This is a genomic window from Cellvibrio mixtus subsp. mixtus J3-8 (assembly GCF_000766945.1).
Taxonomy (GTDB): Bacteria; Pseudomonadota; Gammaproteobacteria; order Pseudomonadales; family Cellvibrionaceae; genus Cellvibrio; species Cellvibrio mixtus_A.
In genome coordinates, this window is the sequence record NZ_KN266207.1 from 1,226,544 (window position 1) to 1,238,874 (window position 12,331).

The following is a 12,331-nucleotide window of genomic DNA, read 5'->3' on the forward strand; positions in this document are numbered from 1 at the left end:
GTTATGCGGTATTAGCGAATTACAACTTCATTGCTGGCGAAGAAGTAAGCAACTTCGCGCGCAGCCGAAACAGGAGAATCAGATCCATGTACAGCATTGGCATCTATCGCCTGTGCAAAATCAGCACGAATAGTTCCAGGGGCCGCTTTAGCCGGATCAGTAGCCCCCATTAACTCGCGATTCAATGCAATTGCATTCTCACCGGAGAGCACCTGTACAACAACAGGGCCAGAGGTCATGAAATTGACCAAACCATCAAAAAATGGACGACCTTTGTGTTCAGCGTAAAAGCCTTCAGCCTGAGCGCGGCTTAGCAACAGCATACGCTGCGCAACAATTTTCAGACCTGCTTTTTCAAAGCGGGCAACTATCTCGCCAATGTGATTTTTGCTAACTGCGTCAGGTTTGATGATTGATAAGGTTTGTTCAACAGCCATTTGGAAACTCCACACCGATTCTTGGTTTGAGGGGACTTTTGTGAGTCGCAATTGCGAATCCAGGCCCCATAAAATACAAAACCCGCGGATTATACGCGGGTTTACGTGATTTTTATATCCTAGCTATTTGATTAATAAACAAAATCAGCTATCGATATGACATATAAAACTACCTTTAATGCGTTGCAGCCGCTTTATCCTTGATACGTTTAACCATTGCTTTAAGCCCATTTCCGCGGGTTGAACTCAAATGCTGCAATAAATCCAGCCGGGAGAAATACCCATCAATGTCAAATCCAAGAATATCCCCGGGCGCCTTGCCATTAAAGGCGGCAAGAACAACCCCAAGTAAACCTTTAACGATAAACGCATCGCTATCCGCCAGGAAAAACAACTTCCCATCGCGCCACTCCCCCACCAACCATACCTGACTTTGGCAGCCGCGAACCAGAAATTCGTCCGTTCTGAAGCTTTCCGGCATTGGTGGCAGTTCCTTACCAAGGTCGATGATGTACTTGTATCGCTCTTCCCAATTATCAAAAAAGCTCAAGCTATCAATGATGTCATCTGCACTTACGTCAATACCAAATTGGGTCATAACAATCTCAATTAACACCTGCTTCAACGACTGGAATCAGTAAAACATACCCGTTTGCAACTGGGCTTCTTCACTCATCATATGGCGCTGCCACGGTGGATCAAACACCAATTCCACTTTCACTGATTTTACATTGGGTACCTTGCGCACCCGATACTCCACATCACCTACCAGCACGGGCCCCATACCACAAGCAGGTGCGGTTAATGTCATCCGGATATCAACCCGCTTTTCCTGTTGATCTACCTGAACACTGTAAATAAGCCCCAGACTCACCAAATCCACCGGGATCTCCGGGTCGAACACTGTTCCCAATGCAAACCAAACCTGATCTTCATGAATGGAACCATCTGTTGGCTCGGGAAAAGTTAATTGCTCTGACTCCAACCCCAGCAGATGCGCATCAGTTCCATCTACGCGAACCATTTGCCCATGGTAAGTCAGGGTATAGTTTCCACCCAATGCCTGGGTGATAGTTACAAAAGTCCCTTCCGGGATAGTCAGCGGCGTACCATCAGGCACCCGGCGTGCGGGGCAATCGGCTTGCGCCACTACCATACGTCTTTCAGACATAGATATTTATTCCTGTAGCGTTAAAAAATTATTAATTAACGCTAAAACTTTCACCGCAACCACAATAATCTTTCACGCGTGGATTATTGAACTTCAATTGACGATTCACACCTTCGGTGACGTAATCAATTTCAGTGCCGCCAACCACCGGTAAACTTTTTGGATCTACCAATAATTCAACACCATCACCCAATGACAAATGCAAATCATCAACCCTGGATTCATTAACCAAATCCACTACATACATCCAGCCGGTGCAGCCACTTTGTTTAACACTCAAACGGACAGCCTTGTTTTGGCTGTTATCCAATTGACGTTTGAAATGTGCAACTGCCGCTGGCGTAACCTGTACGGTTTGTTGTTGCGGATCAAATGAAGCGACACTCATGATCAACCCCCTCTTCTTCAGGATAATCCCGAAGTATCAAAGCAAAAAAGTTTTCGCTTTTTCAATCGCAGCGAATAAGCGATCCACTTCATCAAAAGTGTTATAAAAACTGAAACTTGCACGCACGGTACCGGGAATTCCAAATTGATCCATAATCGGTTGCGCGCAGTGATTGCCCGTACGGACTGCCACACCTTGTTTATCCAGTAAAACACCGACATCAGCCGGATGGGCGCCTTCGATTAAAAAACTCATAACAGACGTTTTATGTGTGGCAGTTCCCACCAATTTCAAGCCTTGCGTAGCATGCGCCCTACCCTCAGCGTATCGAAGCAAAGCTTGCTCATGTGCAGCAGCTGCAACCCTGTCGATACCATTTAAATAATCGATAGCAGCACCCAAACCAATAGCACCTGCAATATCCGGCGTCCCGGCTTCGAACTTATACGGTAACTGATTGAAAGTAGTTCCAGAAAAGCTAACCGTTTCAATCATCTCACCACCGCCTTGATAAGGTGGCATGACATTCAGTAAATCCTCTTTACCGTAAAGCACGCCCAGGCCGGTGGGGCCAAATAATTTATGCGCGGAGAATACATAAAAATCACAATTTAGTGCCTGTACATCTACCGCCCAATGGCTCAATGATTGTGCACCATCAATCAATACACGGGCGCCTACTGCATGCGCGAGCGTAACAATTTTTTCAACAGGGTTAATGGTTCCCATCGCATTGGACACATGCCCCACTGCAACCATTTTTACGTGAGCATCTAACATCGAATCAAATGCCAACATATTGATATTACCGTTGGCATCAACAGGAATCGCCTCAACTTTCGCACCTGTTATTGCAGCGACCAATTGCCAGGGAACAATATTGGAGTGATGTTCCATCGCGGAAACCAGAATGCGGTCACCCGGCTGCAAGAATGCTTTACCCCAACTCGCTGCAACCAAATTAATACTTTCAGTGGTGCCACGAGTCCAAATAATTTGCCGCGCAGAAGGTGCATTCAAAAACGCTGCTACTTTTTCACGGGCTGCTTCGAATTTTACCGTGGCGCGATCCGCCAACGCATGAGCGCCGCGATGAACATTACTATTATCATTGCGATAATAATCACTAATAGCATCGATAACGGCGTTGGGCTTCTGCGTAGTCGCCGCATTGTCAAGATAAACCAGTGGCTGCCCGTTAACTTGCTGGTGCAATATCGGAAAGTCAGCGCGAATTTTTTCTACATCAAATGCAGCGTCAGCCATTACTATCACCCAACAAGCTGCTCGCCTCATTCAAACTGTTATCACGTCCAAATAATGCAGCCAGGCGCGGCTGTAAATAATCATGCACAACAGGTTGCGCGATTTGCTCCAGCAATTCATTAATAAAACCAAAACTCAGCATCACTTCAGCTTCGCTTCGCGACAAACCACGACTTTGCAAATAGTAGCGAGCATTTGTATTTAGCTGGCTGACAGTAGCGCCATGCGCACACCTCACGTCATCTGCATATATTTCCAGTTCAGGCTTGGTATTCACTTCGGCTTTGCTGGAAGTCAGTAAATTTTTGTTACTTAATTCAGCCAATGTTTTTTGTGCGTGCTGATGAATGTATATGCGGCCATTGAAAATAGCCTGGGCAGAATCACCTACAATGCCGCGGAATGCTTCATTAGATCGGCAGTGCGGCACCCAGTGGCAAATATTGGTGTGATAATCCACCAATTGATTATTGCGCGGCACATAAACGCCTTGCAGATCCAACTCGCCCCCCTGACCGCGATGATTCAATTGGTAATCAATGCGCATCAGGCTTGCACCCAACGCAATTGCAAAACCACGCAACCGCGCATTGCGCTGTAAATCCACATGAACAGCGCCAATGTGTTGCGCCTGCTCTTCCTCAAGGTTTAACCGATAATGTTGCAAACTCGCATTATCACCAATGTGAATTTCAGTGAGCGAATTGACAAAACCTTGCTGCACAGGATCGGCAGAAAAATAATGCTCCACAATTTCAGCACTTGAGTTTTCTTCCAGCACAATCAACACACGCTGGTTGGTAGTAACGGGGGCAGCAGTAGAAACATTTACAATATAAACAGGCTTGTCCAGTTTTTGATTGCGCGGCACGTGGATCAGCACACCGTCATCCAGCCATGCGTTACTCAAGGTCGCGAACAGGTGACGTTCACCTTCAATTATCGTCCCTAAATATTTCAGAACTACTGCTTGTTGATCTTCATTCGCCTTTGAAAATTGCACAACTTCCGCAGGTAATTTGCTTGAGTTAAATGGATCAAAAACACCGTCAATAAAAATGAGACGATAAGCATTCAATGGAGCAAGGTTGTTTTCAAGCAGCGTATCAAGCAATGGAACTTCTTCCCTCCCCCAGGCATGCAAAATAGTTTTTTGCAGATTCTGTAGCGGAGTATATTTCCAATGCTCGGTTTTACGCGTTGGCCATGGTTGAGCCAACCAATCGTCAGCAGCTTTTGTACGCAAACTCTCCAACCAGGTCTCCGGACGCTGCATGGAAGTGAGGCGAATTGCTTGATGTTGAAAATCAGTCATGCTTATACGGCCTCATCTTCCAGCCAGGCATAGCCTTTTTCTTCCAGCTCCAGCGCGAGACTCTTATCACCGGTTTTTACAATTTTTCCATTTGCCAATACGTGAACATAATCCGGTACGATGTAATCCAGCAAGCGCTGGTAATGGGTTACCACGATAAAACTACGCTCAGGAGAACGCATGGCATTAACACCGTTGGCAACAACTTGCAGTGCATCAATATCAAGCCCAGAGTCTGTTTCATCCAGAATGCACAAACTTGGCTCCAGCAACATCATCTGCATAATTTCGTTGCGTTTTTTCTCGCCTCCGGAAAAACCTTCGTTCACACCACGCTTTAAAAACGCCTGATCCAGGCTCACACGCTTACTGGCTTCGCGTGCAACTTTCATAAACTCCACAGCGGATAATTCCGAATCACCTTTGTGCTTGCGCTTAGCGTCGACAGCGGCTTTTAAAAATTCCATATTGCTGACACCCGGAATTTCTACCGGATACTGGAAAGCCAGAAATAAACCCTCGCGAGCGCGCTCTTCAATTTCCAGATCAAACAAATCCTTGCCATTAAATTCAACTTTGCCGCCAGTGACTTCATAACCTTCGCGACCGGATAACACATTACCTAATGTACTTTTACCAGCACCGTTAGGCCCCATAATGGCGTGAACTTCGCCCGGCTTTACCGTCAAATTTAAACCTTTCAGGATTTCTTTTTCTTCAACACGGGCAAACAAATCAGTAATGCGTAACATAAATTTCAGGTCCGGAAGTTTTTCAACACGGTAAATTCAAATTTTAAAATCGTTATCGGGTTATATCGCTTGCTAACACAAGACACAAAATCACTTAACCTACAGAGCCCTCCAGGCTGACCTCCAATAATTTGCCCGCTTCTACTGCGAATTCCATGGGCAATTCTTTAAATACTTCGCGACAGAAACCATTCACAATCATGGATACTGCTTTTTCTGCATCCAGGCCACGCTGCTGGCACAAGAACATTTGATCTTCACTGACTTTGGAAGTAGTTGCTTCGTGCTCAATAACAGCAGTCGGGTTTTTACTTTCAATATAAGGAAAAGTGTGGGCTCCACATTTATCGCCAATCAATAATGAATCACATTGGGTGTAATTGCGCGCGCCCTCTGCGCCAGGATTGATACGCACCAACCCACGATACGCATTGGAACTCTTGCCGGCCGATATGCCTTTGGAAATAATGGTTGAGCGGGTGTTCTTGCCGATATGGATCATTTTGGTTCCGGTATCGGCTTGCTGGTAATTATTGGTGAGTGCCACAGAATAAAACTCACCAACACTATTATCACCACGCAACACACAGCTGGGATATTTCCAGGTAACAGCAGAACCGGTTTCCACTTGTGTCCAGGAAATTTTTGCATTGGTATGGCACACACCGCGCTTGGTTACAAAGTTATAAATACCACCTTTGCCCTCTTCGTTGCCGGGATACCAGTTTTGTACGGTGGAGTATTTAATTTCAGCGTTATCGAGGGCAACCAATTCTACAACAGCAGCATGCAATTGGTTTTCATCGCGCATTGGCGCCGTGCAGCCTTCAAGGTAGCTGACGTAAGAACCCTCTTCGGCAACAATCAGTGTCCGCTCGAATTGACCAGTGTTTTGCTCATTGATACGAAAGTACGTGGACAGCTCCATCGGACAACGCACTCCTTTTGGGATATATACAAAAGAGCCGTCAGAAAATACTGCGGAATTTAATGCCGCATAAAAATTATCTTTTTGCGGAACCACTGAACCCAAATACTTCTTAATCAATTCAGGATATTTTTGTACGGCTTCACTGATCGAACAAAAAATCACACCAGCTTCCAGTAATTTTTCACGGAAGGTGGTTACCACAGAAACCGAATCAAACACCACATCCATTGCCACACCGGCAAGTGCTGCTTGTTCATGCAACGGAATGCCGAGTTTTTCGTAAGTACGCAATAATTCAGGATCAACTTCATCCAGACTTTTCGGTTTTTCATCCATTGATTTTGGTGCGGAATAATAAGAAACCGCTTGAAAATCAATTTCATCGTAGTTCACGTGCGCCCAGGTTGGTTCACTCATCTCTTGCCAGGCTTTGTACGCTTTTAATCGCCAATCCAGTAACCATTCCGGTTCGGATTTTTTAGCAGAGATAAAACGAATAACATCTTCATTCAATCCCGGTGGCAGAGTTTCAGAAACGATGTTGGTATGAAAACCAGCAGCGTATTCCTTTTTGATGAGGTGCTCGACTTGTTCAGACATGATATCTACCTTCTATCCTGCGCGTGAAAGCTTCAGGCTTTTTGCAGCTTGGCGATTACACTGCGAATGTGTTCAATCGCAAATTCAATTTCATCAGCAGTGGTATAACGACCAATGCTAAAACGCAGCGAGGCCTGCGCTGCTTCATCACTCAACCCAATTGCTTTCAACACATAACTGGGTGACATACTCGCCGAGTTACATGCCGACCCACTGGAGACGGCAAGATCACGCAACGATAACAACAGCATTTCACCATCAATGTTACCAAATGCGATATTTAAAATTCCGCTCACGCAATTAGTTGCAGAACCATTGCGATGAATACCAGGCAAATCTTCAAGCCCTTGCCATAAACGATCACGCAATTGTGCAATACGGATTGAATCAGTTACCAATTGTTCAGCGGCGAGAGACGCTGCCTGGCCCATTCCTGCTAATTGGTGCGTTGCCAAAGTGCCTGAGCGCATGCCGCGCTCATGTCCACCGCCATGAATTTGTGCAGCGATTTTTACTTCGCCCGAGCGACGCACGTACAGTGCGCCAACACCTTTAGGGCCGTAAAATTTATGCGCAGACAGCGACAATAAATCTACACCCAACCCTTTCACATCGATTGCAATTTTTCCGGCACTTTGGGCCGCATCACAATGCAATAAAACATTACGCGATTTACACAGCGCAGCTAATGCTTTTACATCATTAATGACTCCTAATTCATTATTGACTTGCATTAGGCTGACTAAAAAAGTATCCGGCTCCAGTGCAGCAGACAGTGAATCAACACAAATAATTCCTTCATTGGTCGGTGCAAGGCGCGTTATACGAAACCCCTGGCTTTCCAGCCATATAGCAGGATCCAATACTGCCTTGTGCTCAACCGCAGACACAATGATGTGCCCACCGGCTTTATGTTGCGCGCGATAGGATTCAGCAATTCCTTTGAGCGCCAGATTGTTGGCCTCCGTCGCACCACTAGTCCACACGATTTCACGTGGGTCTGCGTTAATTAATGCAGCAACTTGCGCGCGCGCTTCTTCAACCTGCTCTTCCGCCTGCCATCCATACATATGCGAACGCGATGCCGGGTTCGCAAAAATCCCTTCAAGGGTCAAGCATTCAGCCATGCGCGTCGCTACTTCCGGGGCAACCGGCGTAGTTGCGGCGTAATCTAGATAAACAGGTTTGCGCAAAACGGTGAGTACTCTGAACAAAAACGATTAAAGGATTTCGCTGATGGCGATATGTGTTTCATCATGGTGGCTATTCGCCAACCGTATATCCTGACGCTGGCGCACTGCCTGGATGTCATTGCGTGCCACCAGATCTGCCAAAGTAATTTCACTCAGGAAACGGTGGATCTGTGCACTTAAGTCTTCCCATAAATGGTGGGTCAAGCAAACTTCGCCCTCATGGCAATTACCCTTACCTTCACAGCGAGTCGCATCCAATGATTCACTGACCGCATCAACTACCTGTGCAACCGAGATGTTGGCAGTGTCTCCTTCCAATCGATAACCACCACCAGGACCGCGCACGCTTTTAACCAATTTGAAGTGGCGCAAACGGGCAAATAGCTGTTCCAGATAGGACAAGGAGATCCCCTGGCGCGCAGAAATATCAGCCAGGCTAACCGGACCTTGTTCGCTATGAAGCGCCAAATCCAGCATTGCGGTAACGGCATAGCGGCCTTTGGTGGTGAGTCTCATAAGCGAAAACGCCTCGTATAAATCCCGGATACTGAGTATGGTTGCGATGGCCTGGCTGCCATGATCCTGCCATGGCTTTAATTCCGAGTATTTTACTCAAGTATTCTGTTTTTTCCAACGCCAAAAAAACCGCTAAAACCCGTTATCCAACATAAGGAACAGCAATTAATCAGGTTTCTTATCCTCTTTTACCAGTTCGCGCATAGACTCAAGTCCCGGCTTGAGGCCCAGTTTGGCCATTACCTTACTGCTGTAATGCACATAGTTTTGCATGGCCGTAAGCACTCCACGCAGGATATTCAATTCCATTTGGTCCATACGAATACGGTTATAAAGGCGGCGCAAGCGGGTCATGGTTTGTTTTGGATTATCACGATCCAGAAAATCCAGCTCTGCCAGGGTCTGCTCCAGATGATCGTAATATCTTTCCATTGCATTAGGCTCCGCCGGAGGCATATCCCATTGATATTGCGGAAGCGTATTACCCTCCGCTGCCAACAAATAAGCCATACGAATTTCATAACAAATGACCTGCACCGCCGTCGCCAGATTCAGGGAGCTATAGTCAGGATTAGCCGGAATATGAACGTGATAATTACATTTATACAGTTCTTCATTGGTCAGGCCACGATCTTCGCGCCCGAACACAACTGCTACTTCATGGTTAGCAGCTTCTGACCATACGCTTTCACCGCATTTGCGCGGATCGAGCAATGGCCAGGGAATACGGCGCTCGCGTGCACTCGTGCCCACCACCAACCCGCAACCGGCGATAGCCTCATCAAGCGTCTCCACTACCACCGCGTTATCCAACACATCCGTTGCACCAGCGGAGCGCCATACCGCTTTATCCGAGGGAAACTCTTGCGGAGCAACCAGATACAGGCGCGACAGTCCCATGTTTTTCATCGCCCGCGCAGCACCGCCGATGTTGCCAGGATGGCTGGTATTCACCAGGACGATGCGGATATTGGAAAAAGGCTGGGCTGACATAGGATTCTCTCAAAACCGTGACGGTATTAATGGGCACTACAAAACGGCGCGCAGTATACAGATACGTACGCCTTGCCTCCAGTTATGACTAGCCGCCACAAGCACTTGCCGTTATACTTCGCGCCCTTGGTGTGAGGTGCTTATGTCACCTGCGACCCCCGCTCTTTTACAACCCCTGATTCTCGACTGAGTACCGCAAGGTCAACTCATCGCATTCTGGTTATTCAGTAAACCCTTATTTCCGGTGCTTTATGGAACCCATGATTAACATCGCTTTGCGCGCTGGTCGCAAAGCCGCAGAATTAATTGAACGCGCATTTGAACGCGTTGACCTACTCACTGTCGAGACCAAAAGTCGCAATGACTTCGTCACCGAAGTTGATAAAGCGGCTGAAAAAGAAATCATTTATAACCTCCGCAAAGCCTACCCTGACCACAGTTTTCGTGGCGAAGAAGGCGGCTCCCAACCTGGCAAAAACTCCGATTACGAATGGATCATCGACCCATTGGATGGCACCACTAATTTTATCCACGGCATGCCACATTTTTCTGTATCGATTGCCTGTAAATACAAAGGCCAAATTGAACACGCTGTGGTAATTGACCCCATCAAACGCGAAGAATTTACCGCTAGCCGCGGTCGCGGTGCGATGCTGAATGGCCGTCGCTTACGTGTATCCAACCGTCGCGGCCTTGAGGGTTCGTTGATTGGTACCGGTATTCCATTTAGTGGTTATGCGTTTGAACACATCATTCCTTATCTCGCATGCGTACAGGAAATTGCCGGCCAAACTTCCGGCATCCGCCGCTGCGGTTCAGCTGCGTTGGATTTGGCGTACGTTGCCGCCGGTCGTTTTGATGCGTTCTGGGAAATGAATTTGAATGAGTGGGATATTGCTGGCGGCGTCTTGCTGGTAAAAGAAGCAGGTGGCCTGGTGAGTGACTTTAATGGCGGTGCCGATTACCTGGAAACCGGCCATATCGTATGTGGCTCACCTAAAGTGTTTAAACCGATTTTGCAGATAGTGCAAAAAAATCTTGGTCACTTGAAATAAAACCGCAGTAAAGTGATGCAAAACCGGAGCCCAAAGCTCCGGTTTTTATTTTCAATGTGTTAAATCCGAATCAAACTTTGAATTGCCCTACCAACTGCCGCAACTGAATTGATAATTGGTTTAAACGTTGACTCTCCTGTGCAGTTTTGGATGCACCTTCCGCAGTATTCATTGCGAGGGAATTTATCTGCACCAGATTGCGATCAATTTCAGACGTTACTGAACTTTGTTCTTCAGCAGCAGTAGCAATTTGCGTGGTCATATCAGCAATCTCACGCACCGCGGAATTAATTCCCGCCAGGGAGTTGCCCGCATCACTTGCCGATGTCACTGCATCATTGGTCAGGATTTCACTATTACCCATCGCTGTCACCGCATGTTGCACACCAGATTGCAACTGGCTCAACATGCCCTGGATATCACCGGTAGATTGTTGGGTGCGGCTCGCAAGAGTCCTGACTTCATCAGCAACAACTGCAAACCCCCTGCCCTGTTCACCAGCGCGCGCAGCTTCAATCGCCGCGTTTAATGCGAGCAAATTTGTTTGTTCGGCCACACCACGAATCACATCAATAACAGAGGTTACGTTTTTAGCTTCGCCTTCGAGCCTGGACATAAATTCCGCTGTTTCATGAATACGCGACGACAAACCTTTAACATGCTCGACGGCCAAACGGATCCGCTCCTGACCAAGCTCGGTAATTTCAGTTGCATTTTTCGTATTCTGCGCAGCACTGCTGGTATTGCGTGCTACCTCCTGAATGGCCATGGTCAATTCATTCACCGCAGTAACCACCATAGTGATTGCATGGCATTGTTCATCAGCGGCTTTTTGACTGCTGCTTGATACACTTAACAACGATTCTGCAGCTTTGGAAACTTCATTGGTGTTTTGCAAAACACTGGCAATAATTCGCTGCAATTTTTCCATAAACACATTAACGTGCGCGGATAATTCGCCGAGCTCATCTTTTGTGGTAACAGGAACACGAATGGTTAAATCACCATCGCCTTGGGCAATATTCTGGATGCGATCACTAATACCACGCACCTGGTTTGCCACCAGTAAAGGCAAGAAAAATGCAGCCAGCAAACTCACCATGGTCGCAATGGCAACAATTACAAATAATTGTTGGGTACTTGAATCAAGATCGTGATCTATTTGTTTGGTGTATTCATCCACATCAACCAATCGTTTTTCTTGCAACTCATCAATATAGTCGCGCAAATGTTGAAATGCTTTTGATGCAGGCCCATAAGATTTTTCTGTCGCTGAGGCACGACTAACATCATCATTTAAACGCGCGGTATTAATGACATCCGTTGCAGCTTCTTTCCATGCATTATAGCGCCGGGTAAATTCTTCGCGCTCTGCTGGCGTTGACGTAGTAGAAATGTCGAGGGATTGATAAACACGATCATGAGCTTGTTTGGCATTGTCTGCCTGCTCGGTAAATAGCGCGGCGTGTTGGCTTGATTCAACTTGCAATAAAGCACGCTCTGCCGTTAGCGACTGGTATAAATCCCGGTCAGCCTGAATTAATAATTGAATTTCCGGCAGGTTGACCTTGGCAATGCTAATTGCATTGTTTCCTAATGTTCTACTGGTGTTAATCGCATGTAGCCCCATGTACAACACCAATATCACTAATAACAATAATGGAAGGCGCAACTTCCAACGCAAACTTAATCCTTCGTACCAGGACAACATGGC

General features: G+C 46.8%; 13 protein-coding genes. 1 reads left to right on the forward strand and 12 read right to left on the reverse strand.

All coding sequences use genetic code 11. From position 1 onward, the window contains the following. Positions 1-11 precede the first annotated feature (11 nt). The 11 genes from ndk to trmJ form a co-directional block, all read right to left on the reverse strand. Positions 12-437 carry a nucleoside-diphosphate kinase gene (gene ndk / locus A596_RS10260; RefSeq protein WP_039914159.1) on the reverse strand — a complete coding sequence of 142 codons (426 nt, stop codon included), beginning with the start codon at positions 435-437 and terminating at the stop codon, positions 12-14. Positions 438-612: 175 nt separating this feature from the next. Next, positions 613-1,035: a SufE family protein gene (locus tag A596_RS10265; RefSeq protein ID WP_039914161.1), complete on the reverse strand. Its 423-nt coding sequence runs from the start codon at positions 1,033-1,035 to the stop codon at positions 613-615. A 36-nt stretch (positions 1,036-1,071) separates the two neighbouring features. Beyond that, positions 1,072-1,608, reverse strand: a complete 537-nt coding sequence (sufT, locus tag A596_RS10270) for a putative Fe-S cluster assembly protein SufT (RefSeq protein ID WP_200882892.1) — start codon at positions 1,606-1,608, stop codon at positions 1,072-1,074. 31 nt (positions 1,609-1,639) lie between these two features. Next, positions 1,640-1,996, reverse strand: a complete 357-nt coding sequence (locus A596_RS10275) for a HesB/IscA family protein (protein ID WP_039914164.1) — start codon at positions 1,994-1,996, stop codon at positions 1,640-1,642. A 36-nt stretch (positions 1,997-2,032) separates the two neighbouring features. After that, the gene (locus tag A596_RS10280; RefSeq protein ID WP_039914166.1) at positions 2,033-3,262 is read right to left on the reverse strand and encodes a cysteine desulfurase; all 1,230 of its coding nucleotides are present in this window, start codon (positions 3,260-3,262) and stop codon (positions 2,033-2,035) included. Then, positions 3,255-4,577, reverse strand: coding sequence for a Fe-S cluster assembly protein SufD (sufD, locus tag A596_RS10285; protein WP_039914168.1), 1,323 nt, complete (start codon positions 4,575-4,577; stop codon positions 3,255-3,257). Before sufD ends, A596_RS10280 begins: the two co-directional genes overlap by 8 nt. Before the next feature lie 2 nt (positions 4,578-4,579). Continuing rightward, positions 4,580-5,365: a Fe-S cluster assembly ATPase SufC gene (gene sufC, locus A596_RS10290; protein WP_412130156.1), complete on the reverse strand. Its 786-nt coding sequence runs from the start codon at positions 5,363-5,365 to the stop codon at positions 4,580-4,582. 58 nt (positions 5,366-5,423) lie between these two features. Then, positions 5,424-6,860, reverse strand: coding sequence for a Fe-S cluster assembly protein SufB (gene sufB, locus A596_RS10295; RefSeq protein WP_039914172.1), 1,437 nt, complete (start codon positions 6,858-6,860; stop codon positions 5,424-5,426). Between the two features lie 32 nt (positions 6,861-6,892). Next, positions 6,893-8,053, reverse strand: a complete 1,161-nt coding sequence (locus tag A596_RS10300; RefSeq protein WP_039914175.1) for an aminotransferase class V-fold PLP-dependent enzyme — start codon at positions 8,051-8,053, stop codon at positions 6,893-6,895. A 27-nt stretch (positions 8,054-8,080) separates the two neighbouring features. Then, complete coding sequence (gene iscR, locus A596_RS10305) at positions 8,081-8,569, reverse strand: Fe-S cluster assembly transcriptional regulator IscR (protein WP_039914178.1); 489 nt, start codon at positions 8,567-8,569, stop codon at positions 8,081-8,083. A gap of 165 nt (positions 8,570-8,734) precedes the next feature. After that, positions 8,735-9,562: a tRNA (cytosine(32)/uridine(32)-2'-O)-methyltransferase TrmJ gene (gene trmJ, locus A596_RS10310; protein WP_039914179.1), complete on the reverse strand. Its 828-nt coding sequence runs from the start codon at positions 9,560-9,562 to the stop codon at positions 8,735-8,737. A 251-nt stretch (positions 9,563-9,813) separates the two neighbouring features. Here trmJ and A596_RS10315 point away from each other — a divergent pair, with 251 nt between their 5' ends. Further along, positions 9,814-10,617 (forward strand): inositol monophosphatase family protein, encoded by an 804-nt coding sequence (locus A596_RS10315; RefSeq protein WP_039914181.1) that lies wholly within the window; start codon positions 9,814-9,816, stop codon positions 10,615-10,617. 70 nt (positions 10,618-10,687) lie between these two features. Here the strand turns inward: A596_RS10315 and A596_RS10320 are convergent, their stop codons facing one another. Further along, positions 10,688-12,328: a methyl-accepting chemotaxis protein gene (locus tag A596_RS10320; protein ID WP_039914182.1), complete on the reverse strand. Its 1,641-nt coding sequence runs from the start codon at positions 12,326-12,328 to the stop codon at positions 10,688-10,690. Between the last annotated feature and the right edge of the window lie 3 nt (positions 12,329-12,331).